Origin of the sequence: Sediminispirochaeta smaragdinae DSM 11293 (genome assembly GCF_000143985.1) — a bacterium.
Classification (GTDB): Bacteria; Spirochaetota; Spirochaetia; order DSM-16054; family Sediminispirochaetaceae; genus Sediminispirochaeta; species Sediminispirochaeta smaragdinae.
This window is the reverse complement of sequence record NC_014364.1, coordinates 4,536,613-4,555,255: the sequence shown is the minus strand read 5'-3', so window position 1 is coordinate 4,555,255 and position 18,643 is coordinate 4,536,613. Positions and strand designations below refer to the sequence as shown.

The window sequence follows — 18,643 nt, the reverse complement described above, 5'->3', positions numbered from 1 at the left end:
GAGAATATGAGAGGATAACTGTGGTAAGTACAACTTCATTAGTGTTACGAATATTGGTGGTCCACAACACACAATTCTTTTTCTTATCGTCAATTACAAAGATATACATATAAAAATTACGCAAGAAGGGAAAATCAAGGTTTTTTCCTGCAAAAAGAACAAATTACCACCAGGATTCGGAACACTACCCTTGGGCAAAAGTCAGGACAGGCGGTCGACCCTGGTAACGGATACCCCAGAAGTCCGGAAGATGTGTTGAGTTCGATAAAATCGACTATCGATGAGTTTCTGCTCCGCCGGTAAACTGGGTGCGTAAAAGAGACTTCCTCCGTTGGTAAGTGAATGTAAAATATCTTGGAAGCGATCCAGATATACGAAGCTCTTTTCCGGTGTGTAGATCAGGGCGTGGATGAAATGATTGCTGAAGCTCATATTCGCAATCACCGTGCCCCAGGTCTCTGGTTTGAGGTCGAAGTCGAACCACGTGGAGTGATAACAGAAGTTCGTTTCATCGTCCAAAAGTCGGTCGACTCCGAAAGCCTCGACCCCAAGGTCTCGAAGATGACGCACAAGGGCCGCCGAAGGTCCACACCCTATGTCGAGGACAGGCTCTTTTAACGCCGTGGTCTCGATTCCCAGTGCCTGAAGTTGAAAGCGGGGATCGTATTCTGCATTGACTACTCCCCCGATTTCCGGTATCCCAGCCAGGGCTATACGAAATTCCTGCGGATAATAACGGGCGATGATAGTGCCAAGCGCTTCCAGATGATCGGCATGAACCGCTTTTGCCTCTTCGGGGGAGAATCGCTCCCAGGTGCGCAGGTAGAGGGTGTGTAACGCGTTTAGGGCCGCCGTATCCAGATCCAGGTACTGATTCACTGCATAAAGGCTTCTGACGACAGCATCAACCGCCTCGTCGAGTTCAGCCTCCGTCGGTCCTTTGCCGGAAGCCTTACGGGCCAGCAGCTCTGATACAAAGTCGGCGTCCAGCCTGGCGATACCGGCAATATCTCGGTAGAGTAGATTCAACGAACGGTTGGCAAAAAGCTGACGATGGATAGAGTCTTTCAGCATACTACTTCTTCGTCCTGGCCTGAACGGCTTTTATCCATACATTAAGGTCTTGATGCATTGCGCAGGTATGCTACCGGAAGGCGTTCTTTCGTATCATCGTTGAACACATATTCATCGCTCATCCGATCTATAAATAAAACCCCGCTCAGATGATCGATTTCATGCTGGAAGCAGCGTGCCATTCGATCATGTGCTTCAACGCTATAAACCTCTCCGAATCGATCTTGATAGCTGACCTTGATACGCTGATGACGTTCGACCTGTCCCCAAAAGCCCGGTAGTGAAAGGCAGCCTTCGTAATCAATAGAGCTCCCCGAAGCCTCGACTATCTGCGGATTGATCAATTCATAGTATTCACCAAGATAATCGATAACGACAATCTGTTTAAGCAGTGCAATTTGAGGAGCCGCGAGAGCTGCTCCGCCTCCATGTTGGTGTAGCGTCCGGGCTATGCAATCAATTTTATCATGCAATCCCTTGTGAAACACCGCGACCTCCGAACAAAGGACACGAAGCCGGGGATCGCCAAAGCGTATTATTGTCTCTACTTTTCTGTTACGACTCATCGATACTTCTTTGCGACATCGTCCAAGTATGCCACAGCGGCTTTTTCAGCCTGTGTATTATACCGGGAGCTTTCGAATTTGTGCACCTCTCGCAGCTCTTTATAGAGCTCGATGAGCATCTTTATTGCTGAATAGCACGATCCTTTGTCGTAACTGGCAACCGTCGCCTTGAGTCTATCAAGATATTTTGGTGCGTCATACTCGATCTTTCGTACGCCTTTCGGCTGCTTTCCCTCCTTTTGCAGAATGAGAGGGCCAATAACACTCTGACGCAAAAATGAAATAAACTCTATTGTTTCAAAGATTTCACCGCGCCCGATCTTTGTCGCCCCGTAATGGATCCAAACCCAAAATCTCTCTTCGATCCATTGGAGGTCGGGAAGTGGAAACTTTGCCGGTTCCTCTTTGAGTTTAGCGGATATTCGCCCGCTTCGTTCCCACAAGATGCTGAAATTTTCGACTCGGTGCGCAATATCATCAAGAGAGACAAATTTCACATCGACATGGAGCAGGGGATTGTCATATAAGCAGATAAGGACCCGTGGCTCACCGACGTGATCTCCGGTAAAGGCCGAGAGCAGAGTTCCCAGATGTTCCACCATGCCGAATCTCTCGGCCATGACCTGCTCATAACGATCTGGTTCGACGGCGACGACGAAATCAATGTCGGAAAATTCATCCATGGTTTTTGTGATGAAGGATCCGGCACAGGCAAGGCCGACAATCCTTTCATCACGCTGAAAGTATGCAAGAGCATGTGCAATAAATGCCTCATGTACCTGTAACATGGCCTCTTCTCCTTTCCCATATTGTGCAAGTAATAATCAGTTTATCCCTATCTCTGCGTACATGTCGATGCCCATTGTATTCTATGATATCCTGAAAAGGGAGAAGTCTTTTATGATTACAGCAGAAACGATTAAAGAACGTGCCGGTGAACTTGGGTTCGACCTTTGTGGGATTGCTCCTGTCGAACGCTTTTCAGGAGTTTCTCAAAAGAGTGATCCTGCGCACATTATGGAAGGATGTCGTTCCGTAATTGTTGTGGCGAAAAAGTTTCTGAACAGCACCACTACCATAGATTCGTCCATCCCGTATACAATTATCAGAAACCAGTTAAGCAGCTTCATAGATATAAAAACCGTAGAGTTATCCTATTTTCTGGAATCTGCAGGTGTAAGGGCGGTTCCCACGGGTGCCATTGAGCCTTGCAATTATGATTCCAGTCTTAATAGGGTTGTAGGACTCATCTCATTGAAAAACGCAGCCTATCAGGCTGGGCTTGGCGTGATCGGCAAGAATACCCTTTTACTAACTCCCAAGTTTGGAAACATGGTTTGGCTGGGAGCAGTTCTGACCGATGCCCTCTTAGCTCCTGATGAGGTAATGACCTATTCTCCATGCAATAGTTCCTGCCGATTATGCATAGAGGCCTGTCCTGCCAATGCTCTGGACGGAAGTGCATTTATGGATCAAAAGAAGTGTTGGAATTTTGCCTTCGGAGAACCGGCGGAAGGCGGTGAATGGAGGATCAAATGCTATACGTGTCGGTCGGTCTGTCCATTTTCAAGGGGATATCAAATCGCCTAGCGGTGTCTTAATAATCAAGGAGGATTGGGATGCATAAAAGGAGTTACAAATTTAAAAAGATGGATGCATTTGCAACGGAATATTCCGACGGTAATCCTGCCGGTACGATTTGGTTGACTGCAAAACAGGATATTAATGAAAGTCAAATGCAAAAGCTAGCAAAGGAACTAAAAGGTTTTGTAAGTGAAGTAGGCTATATACATAAAATTGAAGAAGAGAAATATGGATTACGATATTATTCATCGGAAAGAGAAGTTAATTTTTGCGGACACGCGACCATCGCGCTTATGTATGAACTGTTTAAAACAGAACAGTCTTTAATAGATAAAGATACAATAAAGATCATAACCAATAATGGAGAACTGGATGTTGAGAATAGAATTAAGAGCAATGATGCTGTATTTATCATGTCCCCATCTCCAAAAGAATTTGCTGGATTACCAACAATTGAAGAGGTATCGGCAAGTTTACATATAAGTAACGATAGTGTGTATTCTCAATTGCCGATCAAACTCATTGACGCCGGGCTTCGTACGTTAATTGTTCCAATACTATCACTGGAAACAATTATCAGGATTGAACCAGATGTTAATCAGTTAAGTGAATTTTGTGTGGACAACGAAATAGATATTATTGAGGTCTTCACAAAAGAAACGGCAAAAATGGAAAATGACTACCGCGTGAGAGTCTTTGCGCCAAGGTTCGGCTATTTGGAAGACCCTGCTACAGGATCTGGAAATTCTGCTTTGGGCTACTATCTGATGAGCAATAACATGTGGGACAAAGGAATGTTGAGGCTTGAGCAGAATAATTCGATGGAACGCTTTAATCTTATACAATTACAAAGGAAAGAGGACAGTAATAAAAATCAAAGGGTACTGTTTGGCGGTGGAGCTATTAAACGAATAGAAGGGGAATATCACCTATACACAGAATAAATTATGGGCTCAGATATAGTTTCATTGGTAAGGGAGATAGCATGAAAGTTCTGTCCACCCAAGGTTTAGTAATTTTAATCTTTTTTTTTATCCACATTTGTACAAGCACAAAATCAGGTTCAGCGAGAGGATGTAAAAAGTACTGATGTTGACGATTTTGGGAATACAATTGTGATTATTAATGACACAAATACGTATTCTTCGCATACATGGTCTTATACTATTCTCTGTCGTCTTTCAGTCAACCTGCCGGACAAAGTAGGGGGTGGTCTCTTCAAATACAGATCGGTAGATGATGCTTTTTCGGTCTATGGCCCGATCGATCGCCAGGATACCATCTAAGTGATCGATTTCATGTTGTAATAATTCCGACAGGGAGCGGTCAGGTTTTTCCCATCGATGTTCCCGGCCCAATGCATCCTGGTATACGATGCTGATCGATGTATACCGTCGGACCTTCACAAGAAGATCGGGGAAGGACATACAGTCGTCCCAAAGCAAAAATGTCTCCTCCGAATGGCTGGTGATGACGGGATTAAAGATCGAGAAGGTCTTTCCATCGAGGTGCAATGCAATGACGCGCTTTGAGATTCCGATCTGAGGGGCGGCAATGGCTCTGCCGAACCCTTTTTCGGCCCTGAACGCTTCGAGGGCCTTTTGTAAACGCTCATCTTCTCTACGAAGCTGTGTATCAGCCGGAAGGGAGGCAGTGGTCGCTTTTTTCCGTAACCTCGGGTCTCCAAGTAACAAAATGTTGGTTTGCATGGCCATCTCCTTTCTTCTTCATCTGTGGCATAACATGAAAATATACCACGTTTAACCTCGTGCCTTGGCGGCTTCTGTTTGTTGAATCGTTATTGGTGATGTTATACTATATTTCTACTCCTGGAAATGAAATGAGGTCCAAATGAGCTTTTTAGGAATTGATATTGGTACAAGCGGAACTACTGCTTTGCTTCTATGCGACTCAGGTAAGGTTATGTCCATCGGTTCTTTTTCCTATTCCAGAATCTACCCGCGGGCGGGATATGAGGAGCAGGTTCCCGATGAAATCTGGAATGGGGTCTGTGGCGCCATACGGCAAGCCTTGCGGGAAGCCGTGGATGTCGAGGAGATCCGGGGAGTGAGTATGGCCAGCCAAAGGGGCTCATTTATTCCCGTCGACAGCCGGTTCCGCCCCCTCACAAATGCGATCGTCTGGTCCGATATGCGGGCAAAGCAGGAGGCTGAGGCTCTTGCTCGTGAGATCGATGACGATGTCCACGCAGAGATGGTAGGTTATCTTCCCTCTTTTCTTTGGACGGCATCGAAGATACGGTGGTTCATTCATTCGTATCCCAAGCCGGAGGCCGTCTTTGCCTTTTGTAATGAACAGGAGTGGATCGGACATATGCTTGGAGCCGATCTCTTTGCCACCGCTCCCTCTGCCCTAACCATGAATGGTATGATGGATATCAGATCATTTGACTGGGCAGACACGATCTTGGATCATATAGGGATTACCAAGGCGCAATTACCGAGGATTGAACAGTCGGGGATATGTATCGGTGCTGTTTCGGCATCTGCTGCCGAGGCAACGGGGCTTACCGCAGGAACTCCCATTTTCCTCGGAGGAGGCGACCAGCAATGTGCGGCACTCGGGACCGGGACCCTATCCGAACATGATATCCATATGAGCCTTGGGACCGGGGGAGCCATCGTTTCTTTGCAAAAAAATCTTCCGGCAGCGAAGAAAGGGGTGATAATCGGAGGACATGTCTTTGCAAGGAGCTGGGATTATGAGACGCTTTTGCTTTCTGCCGGAAACGGTTATGCCTGGCTCCGGAAGATCATCGGCAGTGAAAAGCTATCGGAAATCGATGCCGTGTTGGAAAACGAAAGGGACGGCACCGATGTGTTGTTCTTTCCGTTCCTGGCGGGACAGGCCGAGTATGGCACTTCCGATCATTCGACGGGCGTATTCTGGGGTATTCGCTCAGGTTCCACTGCAGAGGATCTTGCAAAAGCCGTCATGGAAGGAACCGCTGACGAGATACGCATGAAGCTTGGTCTCTTTTTCGACAATGGGAAGCCCATACATGTGACTGGTGGATGTTTTTTCTCTGATTTTTGGAGTCGTATGATAGCGACAAAAATTCATCGGCCTTTGTCGATACCTGTTTGCCAGGAGTGCACGGCCTTGGGTGCTGCCATGATTGCGGGTGTTGGAAGTGGATGGTTTTCCGATTATGCGGAAGCGGTTTCTCAATCTGTTTCCATTGATAGGGTGATTGATCCCGAGCAGGATTGGTTTCCTGCAATGGATGCAAGCTATGAAAGGTTCATTACTTTGTATAAAAAATTTCAAGATGTAGATTTATTTTGATAATATGTTAATATATTCACATTCTTGAGGTATATGGAATGACAAGAATGGGAAAACAGAATCAGAGAGCCGTTGAGATAGTATCTCTTTTAAAGGATGGGCAGTTCCTCAGTATTCAGGAACTTGCTGCCCGTCTTCGTGTTTCTTCAATGACGATCCGGCGTGATCTTGAAAAGCTTCAGGAAAATCGGATTATCAAGCAGGTTCCCGGCGGTGCAATCATCAACGATGCAAGTACCGTTGATAGAAACTCATCTTATTCACTTTTATCAGAGTCGTGTCTTAATCGAAATGCCAAGATACAAATTGGGAGAAAGGCGGCGGAGTTGGTCTGTCCCCATGATTCCATCATCATAGATTCAGGAACAACAACGGAGTTTCTTGCAAAGTTTCTTCCCGACAATATCGAGCTTACCGTACTGTGTTATACCCTTAATGTTCTGTTTTCGATTCTCGAAAAGAAGCAGTGCAAGAAGGTCCTTGCCGGTGGACATTATCATGAGAACACCATGTTGTTTGATTCTCCCGAAGGGATACAGCAAATTAGGCAGTTCCGTGCCAATAAAGCGTTTATCGGTGCAACGGGATTTAGCAGTCAGCTGGGAATTACCTGTTCGAATGAAGGGGAACCCATTATTAAGCAAACGGCATTGGAGTCGAGTCAGGAGAAGATCCTTATGATCGATTCCAGCAAGTTCGATTTTGTCAGACCATATTATTTTGCCGAGCCCGAAGCCTTCGACATCATCATTACCGATACCGGTATTCCTGATGAGTATAGAAAATATCTCGAAGATCTTGATGTTAATCTTATCATCGTGTGATTCTGCATAAATAGTTTTGTGACAATAATTACATGATTATCCATGTTCCTCCGCTTTTCTTTATTGACAAATCCATTTTTTGGGGATAAATATGGATGTATAAGAAAATTTATTAACAAAAATACGTAAAAATAATAACAAATGATATGGTTTTGAAAACCAAAGGAGAAGTGTTGTGAAAAAGATTCTTTGTATGTGCTTCTTGGTTGCTCTTGCTGTGGGCAATGTCTTTGCTCAGGGCACTGGTGAGGCGGCCGGTGCTGCCGGAGACGGTACCACGAAGACCGTTGTAATGATTGTTAAGCAGAGCGATCCGTGGTTTGACGACATGGCTTTGGGTATCGAACAGCTGAAAAAGGATACCGGCATGAATGTGTATGTACAGGTTCCTGCTTCCGGTGATCCCTCTTTACAGATATCCATTATGGAGAATCTGATTGCCCAGAATGTGGATGCTATCTGTATCGTTCCGAATGATCCAAAGTCCTTGATTCCTACCATAAAGAAGGCTCGTGACGCGGGAATCATCGTAGTGACACATGAGGCTCCGGATATTGCAGAATATGTCGACCTTGATATTGAGGCCTTCAAGGGCGAAGAATTTGGTGCCCTGTTTGGCGAAGCCCTTGGTAAGGCTTTGGGGGGCAAGGGTCAGTATGCCGGCTTTGTCGGTGGATTGACGATGACCACCCATATGGAATGGTACGCTGCGGCAACGCAGAAAATTGCAAGTGACTACCCTGGCATGCAGAATATCTCCAAGGAACCCTATGAGGATAGCAACAGCATCGATACGGCCTATAGCAAAACCGTTGAAATCCTGAAGGCATATCCGAACATCAAAGGCTTCTTCGATTGTTCCGCCCATGGTGTTGGTATTTCGCAGGCGCTGAAAGACAAGGGCCGAACCGATCTTAAGGTCGTATCCCTTGCCGTCCCATCCATGTCTTCAAATTATATAAAAGATGGTAGTATGAGTACGGGATTTGCCTGGCGCCCTGCCGATGCCGGATATGCAACGGCAGCTGCGGCTCTCATGCTCATTAATCAGGAGACAATCGGGACCGGTACCGATTTACATGCTACCGGCTATGAGAATGTGACTCGGGAAGGAAATATTGCCTATGGATTTGCTCCATTGGAATTTACCCCCGAGAATGTCGACAACTATAATTTCTAATCATTGCTGTCGAGGCCAGTTGCAATACCTTGGGCTCTGCAACTGGCCTTTTCGTATGAGAAAGGTCGGAATGTTATGAATGAAGAGCCTTTGCTGGAATTCAAAAAGATAAACAAGTATTTTACCGGTGTTCATGCTCTGAAAAATATTGATTTTCGTTTGGATAGGGGAAGCGTCCATTGTCTTGCGGGGGAGAACGGTTCGGGAAAATCCACATTGGTAAAGATCGCTTCCGGAGTATATACGCCGACTAACGGAACAATTTCTCTGCATGGAACAACATATGAGAAGCTCAATCCCGGCATAGCCATGAGCCAAGGTGTTCATGTGATCTATCAGGATTTGTCGTTGTTTGAGCACATGTCGCTTGCTGAGAATATTGCAATAAGCAAAATACACCGTGATGAAAAATTTGTGCGGAAAAGTCATATCATGGCGATAGCGGAAAAGCAAATTTCCAAGATTGGTGTCGACCTGGATTTGCATGCGACGGTTCGGGAATCTTCCATGGGAAACAGGCAGATTGCCGCTATTTGTCGTGCCTTGGCCATGGATGCAAAAATCCTCTTTATGGATGAACCGACAACCGCTTTGACACGACAGGAGGTCGACCGTCTCCTGGATATTGTCGTTGATCTGAAACGCTCGGGGCTTTCCATTGTCTTTATCAGCCACAAACTGGACGAAATTCTGCAGGTATCCGATATCATTACCGTTTTTCGGGATGGCAACAAAGTAGGTGATTTCCCTGCCGGGGAGATGACTGCCAAGAAATTGTCATTTTATATGACCGGCAAAGATGTTGCGTATCCGAAATATCAAAATTCCGAGACGAAGCGGCAGGCACTGTTGCAGGTTCGGAACCTGAAAGCAAATAAACTGTCCGATATATCCTTAGATGTAAACAAAGGCGACATTGTAGGCGTTGTAGGTCTGCTTGGTTCCGGCAGGTCGGAATTTGCATTATCACTATTTGGATTAAATCCTGCCAAAAGTGGAACCATCACCCTGAATGGAAGGGAGTGTACGATTGCAAATGCCCAAGTTGCCAAGGAATATGGCATTGCATTATTACCGGAAGATCGGAGCACCCAAGGCCTATTCTTGCAGAAGACGGTTTGTGAGAATATTTCTTCGGCCATGATAGATACCTTGGCCGAGAAAAGGGGCTTTTTCGATTGGCGCAAGGAACGAAAGATAGCTGAAGAGGGCGTCAAATCAATGAACATCAAGACACCGTCGATCGCAACACTGATTGAAAACCTGTCCGGGGGAAATCAGCAAAAGGCTGCAATTGCCAAATGGATTCGTACCAATCCCACTATACTCATCATGGACTCTCCGACCGTAGGGATAGATATTGGCTCTAAGGCCGAAATCTACCATGTCATCCAGAATCTTGCCGGATCGGGTATCGGTATCATCTTGATTTCTGATGAAGTGGAGGAGATCCTCACCAACTGCAACAAGGTGGTGGTCTTCTCGAATGGTAAGGTTTCGAAGACCTTAAGTACTTCCGAACTACATGAAGCAGGAATTGAGAAGAGATTGCAGGAACTGATCAGCCTCGGTGCAAGGAGGAAGCAATATGCTGAAAAGGCATAATGGTATTACCAATACGGAAATGGCCCTCTTTGCTATCATCCTCATCTATTCCATTGTGGTTGGGGTAGTGAATAGCGGATTCTTCAATATTGATACGCAGTTCGATATCATTCGCTCCTCGTCCTACGTCATGGTGCTGGCAATGGGACTGCTTGTTGTTATGCTGAGTGGAGGCATTGATATTTCCTTTATGGCAATGGCCTTGTTCGGTAGCTATACAGCGACAAAGATCCTGGTATCGACGGGTTCTTCCAGTATTCTCCTTGCCTTTGCAATTTCCATGGGAGTTGGCATCGGCTTGGGGATTATCAACGCCTTACTGGTTAGTTGGTTGCGGCTTCCTCCATTCATTATCACCCTTGGGACGTCGAATCTTTTCCACGGCGTTATGGCGACCTTTATCGGCGCGAAAACCTATGGCGGAGGAAGATTACCGCCGAGCTATTCCAATTTCGGATCTTCAACCCTATTTAAGGTCCATACGGATATTGGCGATGTGGGGCTAAGCACCAGTATCCTTTTTGTGCTCGGAGCGGTGTTGCTTACCTACTTTTTAATCTATCGCACGACAGTGGGACGGGGAATTGTTGCCTTAGGAAACTCTGAAGAAGCCACGAAACGAATTGGATACAAGCCCCTCCTCTTGCGAATTGTCGCCTATGGATATATGGGCCTTCTTGCCGGTTGTGCGGGCATGATCTATGTATGCCAGGTGAATGCAGTATATCCCGATAAGATGGTTGGAAATGAATTGATGGTGGTAGCGGGAGTCATTATCGGCGGTGTCAGCATTAGCGGAGGAAAGGGACGAATCTTAGGCGCCCTTTTGGGAATTTTTATTATCTACCTCCTGAATTCAACATTGATTTTTCTTGGCCTCACATCCTCGTGGAACCAATTGTTTGTGGGTGCCATCCTGATTATTTCCGTTGCAGTTACTTCCTATCAGGAAAAGAAAAAGAACCAAAAACACTTGATTTTTAATGCGAGTATATAAGGAGGTGTGGTATGAGATATGAAAAAAAGACCTTTGAGAAAAATCCTACCTCCCTGTCCTGTGTCGCCATTTTATTGCTGGTAGTCTTTGCCATTGTGTTTGGCAGGGCCATGTATTCGGGGCGAAATCTTTCCTCCATGGCATTTCAGATGCCGGAATTTGGTTTTGTTACCTTGGGAATGATGTTGGCGTTTCTGCTGGGCGGTATCGACCTTTCCATCATCGCAAATGCAAACCTTTCGGGGATTTTAGCCGCGCATGTTCTGACAGGACAGTGGCTTCCGTTTATTCCGGAGGGCATGAAGATCCCTGTGGCAATCATCGGAGCCATTCTTGTTTCCGCTGCTTTGGGCAGTTTCAACGGATTATTGATTACCCGTTTCGGGGCTCCCTCGCTCATTGCGACCTTGGGGACCATGACGCTCTATGCGGGGATCGGTATGGCGATTACCGGCGGGAAGAGCATTGTCGGATTTCCTGAAGCCTTTACCAAAATCGGTATTGCCTCCATAGCAGGGGTTCCCATCATCTTTATCATGTTTATTATCGTCGCTTTCCTCATGGGGCTTTTCTTGGAACGGTCACGGCTTGGACGAAAGATCTATCTTTGTGGAGAGAGTCCCGTTGCTTCCTTGTTTTCGGGAATTCATAATGATCGGATCATCTTCATCGTGTTTACTATGATTGGAGTACTAGCCGGTCTGTCGGGTCTGACAATCATCAGCCGGGTAAATTCCGCGAAGGTCGGATACGGTGATGCCTATCTCTTACAGTCTCTGATCGTTTGCGTCATCGGCGGTATTAATCCGCTGGGGGGCAGGGGAAGGACTATTGGCATCGTCATAGCGGTAATCTTGATGCAGATGCTTTCTTCTTCTTTTACCATCATGCAATTGTCTCCCTATGCAACGAAGATGATTTGGGGCCTGATGTTGGTTGTGGTTATGGGCCTGACGAGAGAATCTGATCGCATAAGGCGGGTGTTCAGAAGGATTTCTGAAAAAGTGGGTATCGCAAAAAAGCGAAAGGATTGTTGAAGGAGTGTGAAGGAAAGAATTATGGATACGTATAAAGAGTTGTCCGAAACGATTTTGCAGGAGCATAGAGAGGTTTTTGCTGCTCAGGATATGCAGCAATATGATGCTGCTGTTGCTTTGATTGCATCCTATGAGCGTATTTTTGTCATCGGTGTAGGACGTGAGGGCCTTGCCGCTCGTTCCTTTGCCATGCGCCTGATGCATGTGGGGAAAACGGTTCACTGGATCTGGGATGATACCACCCCGGGCCTGCAGGAAGACGATCTTTTGATTGCCGTCAACGGAAGTTCCCGTATCGGTCATATTAATTATGTTATTGAACAAGCAAAAAAAAGCGGGTGTAAGGTTTTGGTCGTAACTGGATCACCTTCCGGGAAAGCCGCTTCGGCCCTGGCCGACCAGGTACTTTTTGTACCGGCAATGGTGTTCAATGGAACCGATGAGGTGGTTTCGTCCATTCAGCCTATGGGAAGTTTATTCGAGCAGCATCTTTTCATGCTTTTTGATCTGATGATTCTCGATCTGGAAAAACGATGTAAGGTAAGCTCTGAGGAAATGGAGAAACGACATCGAAACGTGGAATAAGTATCCTATGTGCTTCGTACAATTGCTCATGACATACAAGGCGGAGAGGGCTTCCTTCCCCGCCTTGTTGTTTCAAAGGTGATTTTACCGCAAAGACAAGATCCCGTATGTTTCGTATATTTTCCTTTTATAGTATAGAGTCTTTCGGTTGTTTATACTTTGGTTCATGTTCTGTGAGTCTACAGCTTTTTTCTGAGCTTTGTTGCAAAGGCCCTGTATTCTGGCGGCATATGTGCTTCAGTATCGGACGGCAAGCCGATACCGGATAGAATTACACTTCTGACGACCTCAAATAGCATACTGCCACTTTCGGTAATGAGAGAATTATACAAGAATATTTCAGCCTCCTTGTCTCTTATGCCACTCAGGCACCTGATGACCTTGGATTTTATCATTTCGGTTTGATGTTTCTCATAAAGAGGAATAATTTCGGAGGCGGCCGTGTGTACCCTGTTGGTATATATCATGTGGCCAATAGCATCGATAAGTTGTTCCAATGCGATGTGAGATTCCAGTTGATATGCATGTTCAATAAATCGCTGCAAAAATTTCGTATCAAAGCGGCAAAGTGTTCGTGCTGCTAAATCTCTTGGTAAAGGGTAGGATATTTTAAGGAATCCTTTTTGCGGTATTTCTCTTTCCTGATTGTTTCCTATCGTGCCAAGTAAGGGAAGTACATATGGACATGAAATTTCCTGCAGTGCTATTAATGATTCTGATATTGCGATTTTTGTATACAACTTCTTTTCTGATTGCAATCTACTGCAGAGCTCTTTGACTGTACGTTCTGTCGGTATATGGGAAAGCAACATGCCAGCTACGGTTCGTTTCGTTGCTTCACTTGAATGAAGCAAATGTATAAGGTCTTCTTCATCCATCGACCGATATGGAACAAGATCGGCCGCTTTTATTTCTCCTCTGCTTCTTCTTCCTGTTGCATGCCACAAAATGAAAACGCTCTCCTTGTACAAATGAAATCAGAGTGTATAAGAGAATCCGACACCTGGATATCTTCGGCTGCCAATTTCCAGTTGTGCATTTTCTGAGGCTATGCCTCCTTGGTTTTTGTAAAAGCTATTGTTTTTTGCATGAAGCAGGGTCCAAATGATCATGGCCTTGCAACCTTGGGCCTTAAAATGATGTTTCATGTGGCTGAGTAAAGCCGTTCCGATCCCTTTGCCTTGGTACTCCGGCAGAATATAAAAGCCGATTACTTGACAATCATATGTGCCCTCTTGGCGTTTACCCGAAATAAATCCCCTGATCTGAGCATGATCTTCGTAAAGAAATATGGTTTCCCGTTCTTGGAGTATATTGGAGCCGATGATGTCGATGAAGGTACTCTCTTTCATGTTTTTGGGGTAGTCGGGATCAATAATCCCCGTATATGCCTGTTCCCATGCTTTTATAATGATGTGGGCAATCGGCTTTGTATCTTCGATTGTGGCAGGGCGGATCATTTTATATGGCAACCTTTTTTTCCATAGAGGTCGAACTCGTCATATCTTCCTTTTTAATGTAGGATCTGCTTGTTGTCCAGTCTTCGGTGTATTCAATCAGGTTGCAGGTCTCTATTCGCAGGTAAGACTCTGCGCCGAAGAACTGAAGGTGGTCTTCTAATCCTTCATCGAGGATGTCCATCGCTTCAGAATGCTTGTCAGTACATAATGATAAGTGCTAAAGTTCATAAAGTATCTTAGTTATCTTAGTTAAAGGAGAAGCGCATGAAATTTTGTTGGACAACACTTCATGTCAACAATATGGAAGAGTCTTTTGACTTCTATACTAGGATTGTAGGTCTTGAGGTTGATTCACGGCTTAAACCCAATGAATCCTATGAGATAGTGTTTTTAGGTTCTCAGGATACAAAGATAGAATTAATCTGCGATTCTAAAAATGAAAAAAAAGAATACGGTAAAGACATTTCAATAGGATTTGAAGTGCGCTCTCTTGATGACACCATACAGATTCTTAGGGAAGAGAGCATAGAAATCGTTGAAGGTCCAGTTCAGCCCAATCCGAAAACAAGATTTATCATTGCTTTAGATCCCAATGGTATGAGAATTCAATTTGTTGAAAGGAGCTTATAATAACGGTACAAAAGCTTAGGAGGTAAGATGTCCTTAAGTTTTTCATAAAGGGATGTTTCCGAAGTGTACCGAAAGCCAATACGACCGTATCACACACAAGTTTGATGTTTTCACCGTCCTTATTGACAATAATGCCGTCCTCCTGGATTTCTACGACCTTGGCATCCGTGAGAGACTTGATTTTTAGCTCATCCATCAAACAGATTCTCTCCGACTTGTTGACGACGCTTTTTATCTCCTTTGCATAATCAGCCAGATAAGCGGGAGGATAGCTCATGGGTGACGTTGTACATTCCAGAGTTCTGCCGTATTCGTCGCTTCTCTTATTCGCATAGGTAGACATAAATTCAGCAATAAGGTAGCCATGAGCGCCTGAGATCTCGACGCCGTCGTAACCGCCTCGCTTGTAGAAGAAAGCATAATCACCAAACATTTCCACGATTTGCTTAATTTCATCCACCGTTAATTCATGGGGGATAACATCGTTCATCGATCGGCACAAGCAATGGACTGCTGTAAAAATTATTCATACCGTGCTCTTTTTTTTATTATTCAAAAAGTTCCAGTGAATTTCGCAGGAACTTCAGTTGGCTCTTCTGCCATAAACGAACCAGAATTCAAAGAATGTAAAGAACGCTATACCGGCTATTGCCATAAACATTCCGCCGTACCCGGTAAATGGAATCAGCAGGCCTGCAAGTATCGGGCCGATACAGTTGCCGAGGTCGATACACAAATAATATGTAGCGTTGGCCGGTCCAAGCCGGTGGGAGGGCGTTATTTTTACAACCAGGGTCTGGGTTATCGATTGAATCGTGCCGAGTCCCAAGCCGATGAAAATCGCTGCGGTGAACAGCATATAACTTGACTTACTCAACGCGAACAGCAGAAACCCCACGGCGTTGACTATAATTCCGGGGTATAACATTGATTTTTCCCCCTTGCTGTCGGAGAGCCTGCCGGCACCGGGACGGGATATCATAGCAGCCAAAACATAGATGAGGAAGAAATAAGCGGATGCTGCCGCCAGGCCGATGTTTTCCGTAAAAATCTTCATGAACGAGGAGAGTGCCGCAAAGCAGATCTGTGCAAGCAGTATCGTCAGCGAAACGCGAAAAGCACCTGCGTCGAGCAAGCTGCTGATCTTAAAACCGGGCATATCCTCGCGCTGCTCTTCCGTAAAATTATATGCCTTTACGGACAATAAAGCCGAAGGGATGACACTGAACACCGAGATGAGTACGCACATACCAAAAATGAGGTTGTAGTTACCACCGCCACTCAGCTTTATCGAGAGGAACGGGCCAATCGCATTGGATAAGGTCTGACATAACGCGAAATAACCGATCCCTTCACCTCTGCGCTCGGAAGGCACTACATGAGAAAGTATCGTGGCCGCCGCCGTAGACACAAGGGCGTACGCAATACCGTTCAGGAATCGTACAACGATGAGCAGTGGAATGCTCCTGACAAAAAAATACAGGATACACATAACCGTGTTGACCACGCACCCGTAAACAATGGTTCGTTTATAGCCGAAACGCGAGAGCAGTTTCGCGGCCACAAGACGGGTCAGCAGGGCTCCGGCCATATACGCGCTCGCGGCCAATCCGGCCTGTGCGGAAGACGCGTGAAAAACATTCATCGCGAATTCCGGCGTGATGACAAAGAGTAAATAGACATTAGTGGAAAAAAATAGATTAACAGCGATTAAAATCAGGTAGTTTCGTGATACCAGTTTGACTTTTCCTGAGTTTTTCATAAAACAAACTTCGCCTTTTCATGTATAAGTTCGTTGATAATTTCGCATGACCCGGAAGGACCTCCTTTCATACAAAATCATCATCTTTTCTGAAGCCCGCCGGTAAATGCAACGACTACCTGTATGGGTCTCTTTGATCCTCATTGACTTTCTATGGTATATAAAATATACTAAAAATTGTTTTTAATTCAAGTATATAAAATAATCTGTCTTAGTATCGTAAAAGAAGCTAAGCAGCGCCACAGGGGTTTTACTATGACCTATGACGAGTTCCTGCAAGCAGTTAAGACGAATACATTACCGGAAATTAGTCGGGAACATCCCGTTACTCAGGCTCTTGTTATGTTGCAGGGCAAATGGAAGAATCATATTCTTTATGAATTATTGTGCCATGGCAGGATGCGCTTCGGTGAAATAAAAAAATTAGTACCTGAAATCACGAACACAATGTTGGCTGCGACATTACGCGAATTGGAATCCTATGGTCTGATTCATCGAATCCAATACAATGAAATTCCTCCTCATGTTGAATACTATTTAACTGATAAAGGAAAAGATTTAATGCCTGTTTACTATGAGATTTTTAAATGGGCATATATGCATCTCAACGACTCACATGCAAAAGAACCCGGTAATACTTAATAAAGAGGTCATATGCATCTAACTATAGAAGAAGAGAAGATGTTGGAAGGCAAGTACGGTAACGCTGTCCGGAAATCGATGGAAATCCTTGTTCGCGTAGGTAAGTGCTATGACGCTGCCAGGATGATACCTATCGTGTCTGCTCATGCAGGAGGAGGACGCTTTCTTGCAGGTAAGGCCGGGGCGATGTTTATGAGCTTATGTCGCCAGTACCTGTACCCCGCATGTGATGGGTAATATCCCCTCTTGTGGGCAGCATGTTTCCTGGACTGAATCCTCGGCGATCAGTTTCGCGAATTCTGTCCTTGGTGCCAGAACAAACAGGGACGCTGAACCTGTTCCTTTGGCTGCCGCCATAGTGGGGAGGGTACCCGAGTACGGCCTTCATCCCGACCGAAATCTCCGCGCGGAATTAAAGATCTCGGTTACGGCGAAACTCAAGGATCGTCATGATTATGGAACCTTGGGCTATTTCGTCGGTACGGTAGCTCAGGACAGGATTCCTGCCGTGACAGGTCTGTCGCTTCCTTTGACGTGGGGTGACTTGGGCTTGCTCGGAGCCGCTGCATCGACTTCGGGTAGTGTTGCTCTTCATCACGTTGTGGGTGTCACGCCGGAGGCCCCAACCGAAGAAGCTGCCTTCTGAAATAAGAAACCGGTGGATTTGGAGCGTTATGAGTTTGGGGAAAAGGAACTTCGGGAGACTGAGGAGTTAATTTCAAAAACAACTGCCAAAGAAGTCGACTTCGTATTGATCGGTTGTCCTCATTGCTCAACTAACGAAATCGAGGCTATTGCGAAGCTCCTTTCCGGGAAAAAGGTGCATTCCGGAGTGGCGCTTTGGGTTTTGACCTCCAGGGAGGTAAAATCATTCGCTGAAAAGATGGGCTATGTGAAAGTCATAGAAGAAGCTGGCGGTCGAATGGTATGTGACACCTGTCTCGGAAACATGCCCAGGAATCTTTTACAAAAGCAAGGTCATAGGGTAATGGCGACAAATTCACTGAAAATGGGTTTTTATAGTAAGGTTTCAGAGCCAATCCAAGGGATACGCTGGGGGCTCCAAATTTTTTACTTAGTGTTCGGAATCCTGGTGGTTAAAAGGAGACAATTCCTTTTCTCTTCGTCAATTGAAAGCCAAACCATGGGAAAACGTATGCAAGGGCAGAAAAGAAAGGTATCTACCGGCTAAACGGCATGTGCACCACCAGGATTCCGAACACTATATATTTTTCAAAACTTAACTGAAGCAGAAAGTAGGCCTTATGAAGAATTTGACGAAATAGCAAAGCTGCTGGTATTTGGCTATATATATCGGTTTCTGGAAAAAAGGGTTTACATAAGAAATTAAATGATTTATCGTTAAACTAAATATAGAGGATTTTCTG

Annotated in this window: 20 protein-coding genes and 2 pseudogenes; 13 read left to right on the top strand and 9 right to left on the bottom strand. The window is 45.3% G+C overall.

Going from position 1 to position 18,643, the window contains the following annotated elements:
- Positions 1-201: 201 nt before the first annotated feature.
- From SPIRS_RS21205 to SPIRS_RS21195, 3 genes are read right to left on the bottom strand one after another with little or no spacing between them, the layout of a single operon-like run.
- Positions 202-1,074, bottom strand: coding sequence for a methyltransferase domain-containing protein (locus SPIRS_RS21205; protein ID WP_013256747.1), 873 nt, complete (start codon positions 1,072-1,074; stop codon positions 202-204).
- Positions 1,075-1,115: 41 nt separating this feature from the next.
- A complete protein-coding gene (gene def, locus SPIRS_RS21200; protein ID WP_013256746.1) occupies positions 1,116-1,640 on the bottom strand; it encodes a peptide deformylase in 525 nt (174 codons plus the stop codon).
- Positions 1,637-2,428 (bottom strand): nucleotidyltransferase domain-containing protein, encoded by a 792-nt coding sequence (locus tag SPIRS_RS21195; RefSeq protein WP_013256745.1) that lies wholly within the window; start codon positions 2,426-2,428, stop codon positions 1,637-1,639. Before SPIRS_RS21195 ends, def begins: the two co-directional genes overlap by 4 nt.
- Before the next feature lie 112 nt (positions 2,429-2,540).
- Between SPIRS_RS21195 and SPIRS_RS21190 the strand changes: the two genes are divergently transcribed.
- On the top strand, positions 2,541-3,230 hold the full coding sequence (locus tag SPIRS_RS21190) for an epoxyqueuosine reductase (protein WP_013256744.1): 690 nt from the start codon (positions 2,541-2,543) through the stop codon (positions 3,228-3,230).
- A 29-nt stretch (positions 3,231-3,259) separates the two neighbouring features.
- Positions 3,260-4,168 carry a PhzF family phenazine biosynthesis protein gene (locus tag SPIRS_RS21185; protein WP_013256743.1) on the top strand — a complete coding sequence of 303 codons (909 nt, stop codon included), beginning with the start codon at positions 3,260-3,262 and terminating at the stop codon, positions 4,166-4,168.
- A 237-nt stretch (positions 4,169-4,405) separates the two neighbouring features.
- Here the strand turns inward: SPIRS_RS21185 and SPIRS_RS21180 are convergent, their stop codons facing one another.
- Positions 4,406-4,933 (bottom strand): peptide deformylase, encoded by a 528-nt coding sequence (locus SPIRS_RS21180; protein ID WP_013256742.1) that lies wholly within the window; start codon positions 4,931-4,933, stop codon positions 4,406-4,408.
- A gap of 142 nt (positions 4,934-5,075) precedes the next feature.
- Between SPIRS_RS21180 and SPIRS_RS21175 the strand changes: the two genes are divergently transcribed.
- The 7 genes from SPIRS_RS21175 to SPIRS_RS21145 all read left to right on the top strand — a co-directional run bounded on the left by SPIRS_RS21175 (position 5,076) and on the right by SPIRS_RS21145 (position 12,761).
- Positions 5,076-6,533, top strand: a complete 1,458-nt coding sequence (locus SPIRS_RS21175; RefSeq protein WP_013256741.1) for an FGGY-family carbohydrate kinase — start codon at positions 5,076-5,078, stop codon at positions 6,531-6,533.
- A 38-nt stretch (positions 6,534-6,571) separates the two neighbouring features.
- On the top strand, positions 6,572-7,357 hold the full coding sequence (locus SPIRS_RS21170) for a DeoR/GlpR family DNA-binding transcription regulator (protein WP_013256740.1): 786 nt from the start codon (positions 6,572-6,574) through the stop codon (positions 7,355-7,357).
- Positions 7,358-7,532: 175 nt separating this feature from the next.
- Entirely contained in the window at positions 7,533-8,537 is a 1,005-nt protein-coding gene (locus SPIRS_RS21165; RefSeq protein ID WP_013256739.1) for an autoinducer 2 ABC transporter substrate-binding protein, read from the top strand.
- 75 nt (positions 8,538-8,612) lie between these two features.
- Positions 8,613-10,142, top strand: a complete 1,530-nt coding sequence (locus SPIRS_RS21160; RefSeq protein ID WP_013256738.1) for a sugar ABC transporter ATP-binding protein — start codon at positions 8,613-8,615, stop codon at positions 10,140-10,142.
- Positions 10,126-11,139: an ABC transporter permease gene (locus tag SPIRS_RS21155; protein ID WP_013256737.1), complete on the top strand. Its 1,014-nt coding sequence runs from the start codon at positions 10,126-10,128 to the stop codon at positions 11,137-11,139. The genes SPIRS_RS21160 and SPIRS_RS21155 overlap by 17 nt, the downstream gene beginning before the upstream one ends.
- Positions 11,140-11,150: 11 nt before the next feature.
- Positions 11,151-12,176, top strand: a complete 1,026-nt coding sequence (locus SPIRS_RS21150) for an ABC transporter permease (protein ID WP_013256736.1) — start codon at positions 11,151-11,153, stop codon at positions 12,174-12,176.
- Positions 12,177-12,197: 21 nt separating this feature from the next.
- Positions 12,198-12,761 carry an SIS domain-containing protein gene (locus SPIRS_RS21145; RefSeq protein ID WP_013256735.1) on the top strand — a complete coding sequence of 188 codons (564 nt, stop codon included), beginning with the start codon at positions 12,198-12,200 and terminating at the stop codon, positions 12,759-12,761.
- 179 nt (positions 12,762-12,940) lie between these two features.
- Here SPIRS_RS21145 and SPIRS_RS21935 read toward each other — a convergent pair whose 3' ends face one another.
- The 3 genes and pseudogenes from SPIRS_RS21935 to SPIRS_RS22955 all read right to left on the bottom strand — a co-directional run.
- Positions 12,941-13,708: a hypothetical protein gene (locus tag SPIRS_RS21935; protein ID WP_013256734.1), complete on the bottom strand. Its 768-nt coding sequence runs from the start codon at positions 13,706-13,708 to the stop codon at positions 12,941-12,943.
- A 30-nt stretch (positions 13,709-13,738) separates the two neighbouring features.
- Positions 13,739-14,221 (bottom strand): GNAT family N-acetyltransferase, encoded by a 483-nt coding sequence (locus SPIRS_RS21135; protein ID WP_013256733.1) that lies wholly within the window; start codon positions 14,219-14,221, stop codon positions 13,739-13,741.
- Position 14,222: 1 nt separating this feature from the next.
- Positions 14,223-14,420, bottom strand: a pseudogene (locus tag SPIRS_RS22955) (hypothetical protein); the annotation flags it as partial.
- A 65-nt stretch (positions 14,421-14,485) separates the two neighbouring features.
- Between SPIRS_RS22955 and SPIRS_RS22290 the strand changes: the two are divergent.
- Positions 14,486-14,851, top strand: a complete 366-nt coding sequence (locus SPIRS_RS22290; protein ID WP_013256731.1) for a VOC family protein — start codon at positions 14,486-14,488, stop codon at positions 14,849-14,851.
- On the opposite strand, the gene SPIRS_RS21125 is transcribed toward SPIRS_RS22290, so the two are convergent.
- Both SPIRS_RS21125 and SPIRS_RS21120 read right to left on the bottom strand, forming a co-directional pair.
- Entirely contained in the window at positions 14,796-15,341 is a 546-nt protein-coding gene (locus tag SPIRS_RS21125; protein WP_041866159.1) for an oxidoreductase, read from the bottom strand. The two genes, SPIRS_RS22290 and SPIRS_RS21125, sit on opposite strands and share 56 nt — an antisense overlap.
- Positions 15,342-15,434: 93 nt before the next feature.
- Positions 15,435-16,613 carry an MFS transporter gene (locus tag SPIRS_RS21120; protein WP_013256730.1) on the bottom strand — a complete coding sequence of 393 codons (1,179 nt, stop codon included), beginning with the start codon at positions 16,611-16,613 and terminating at the stop codon, positions 15,435-15,437.
- Positions 16,614-16,868: 255 nt separating this feature from the next.
- Between SPIRS_RS21120 and SPIRS_RS21115 the strand changes: the two genes are divergently transcribed.
- The 3 genes and pseudogenes from SPIRS_RS21115 to SPIRS_RS22740 all read left to right on the top strand — a co-directional run bounded on the left by SPIRS_RS21115 (position 16,869) and on the right by SPIRS_RS22740 (position 18,447).
- Entirely contained in the window at positions 16,869-17,255 is a 387-nt protein-coding gene (locus SPIRS_RS21115) for a winged helix-turn-helix transcriptional regulator (protein ID WP_013256729.1), read from the top strand.
- Between the two features lie 12 nt (positions 17,256-17,267).
- The gene (locus SPIRS_RS21110) at positions 17,268-17,492 is read left to right on the top strand and encodes an aconitase X (RefSeq protein WP_041866158.1); all 225 of its coding nucleotides are present in this window, start codon (positions 17,268-17,270) and stop codon (positions 17,490-17,492) included.
- A pseudogene (locus SPIRS_RS22740) lies at positions 17,485-18,447 on the top strand (aconitase X). The gene SPIRS_RS21110 and the pseudogene SPIRS_RS22740 overlap by 8 nt, the downstream one beginning before the upstream one ends.
- Positions 18,448-18,643: the final 196 nt, after the last annotated feature.

Excerpts from the sequence above, each read along its gene's own strand:
- SPIRS_RS21155 (WP_013256737.1), top strand. The coding sequence starts at position 10,126 with ATGCTGAAAAGGCATAATGGTATTACCAATACGGAAATGGCCCTCTTT.
- SPIRS_RS21205 (WP_013256747.1), bottom strand. The coding sequence starts at position 1,074 with ATGCTGAAAGACTCTATCCATCGTCAGCTTTTTGCCAACCGTTCGTTG.
- SPIRS_RS22290 (WP_013256731.1), top strand. The coding sequence starts at position 14,486 with ATGAAATTTTGTTGGACAACACTTCATGTCAACAATATGGAAGAGTCT.
- SPIRS_RS21180 (WP_013256742.1), bottom strand. The coding sequence starts at position 4,933 with ATGCAAACCAACATTTTGTTACTTGGAGACCCGAGGTTACGGAAAAAA.
- SPIRS_RS21125 (WP_041866159.1), bottom strand. The coding sequence starts at position 15,341 with ATGAACGATGTTATCCCCCATGAATTAACGGTGGATGAAATTAAGCAA.
- SPIRS_RS21145 (WP_013256735.1), top strand. The coding sequence starts at position 12,198 with ATGGATACGTATAAAGAGTTGTCCGAAACGATTTTGCAGGAGCATAGA.
- SPIRS_RS21135 (WP_013256733.1), bottom strand. The coding sequence starts at position 14,221 with ATGATCCGCCCTGCCACAATCGAAGATACAAAGCCGATTGCCCACATC.
- def (WP_013256746.1), bottom strand. The coding sequence starts at position 1,640 with ATGAGTCGTAACAGAAAAGTAGAGACAATAATACGCTTTGGCGATCCC.
- SPIRS_RS21160 (WP_013256738.1), top strand. The coding sequence starts at position 8,613 with ATGAATGAAGAGCCTTTGCTGGAATTCAAAAAGATAAACAAGTATTTT.
- SPIRS_RS21170 (WP_013256740.1), top strand. The coding sequence starts at position 6,572 with ATGACAAGAATGGGAAAACAGAATCAGAGAGCCGTTGAGATAGTATCT.
- SPIRS_RS21175 (WP_013256741.1), top strand. The coding sequence starts at position 5,076 with ATGAGCTTTTTAGGAATTGATATTGGTACAAGCGGAACTACTGCTTTG.
- SPIRS_RS21115 (WP_013256729.1), top strand. The coding sequence starts at position 16,869 with ATGACCTATGACGAGTTCCTGCAAGCAGTTAAGACGAATACATTACCG.
- SPIRS_RS21195 (WP_013256745.1), bottom strand. The coding sequence starts at position 2,428 with ATGTTACAGGTACATGAGGCATTTATTGCACATGCTCTTGCATACTTT.
- SPIRS_RS21185 (WP_013256743.1), top strand. The coding sequence starts at position 3,260 with ATGCATAAAAGGAGTTACAAATTTAAAAAGATGGATGCATTTGCAACG.
- SPIRS_RS21110 (WP_041866158.1), top strand. The coding sequence starts at position 17,268 with ATGCATCTAACTATAGAAGAAGAGAAGATGTTGGAAGGCAAGTACGGT.
- SPIRS_RS21190 (WP_013256744.1), top strand. The coding sequence starts at position 2,541 with ATGATTACAGCAGAAACGATTAAAGAACGTGCCGGTGAACTTGGGTTC.
- SPIRS_RS21150 (WP_013256736.1), top strand. The coding sequence starts at position 11,151 with ATGAGATATGAAAAAAAGACCTTTGAGAAAAATCCTACCTCCCTGTCC.
- SPIRS_RS21120 (WP_013256730.1), bottom strand. The coding sequence starts at position 16,613 with ATGAAAAACTCAGGAAAAGTCAAACTGGTATCACGAAACTACCTGATT.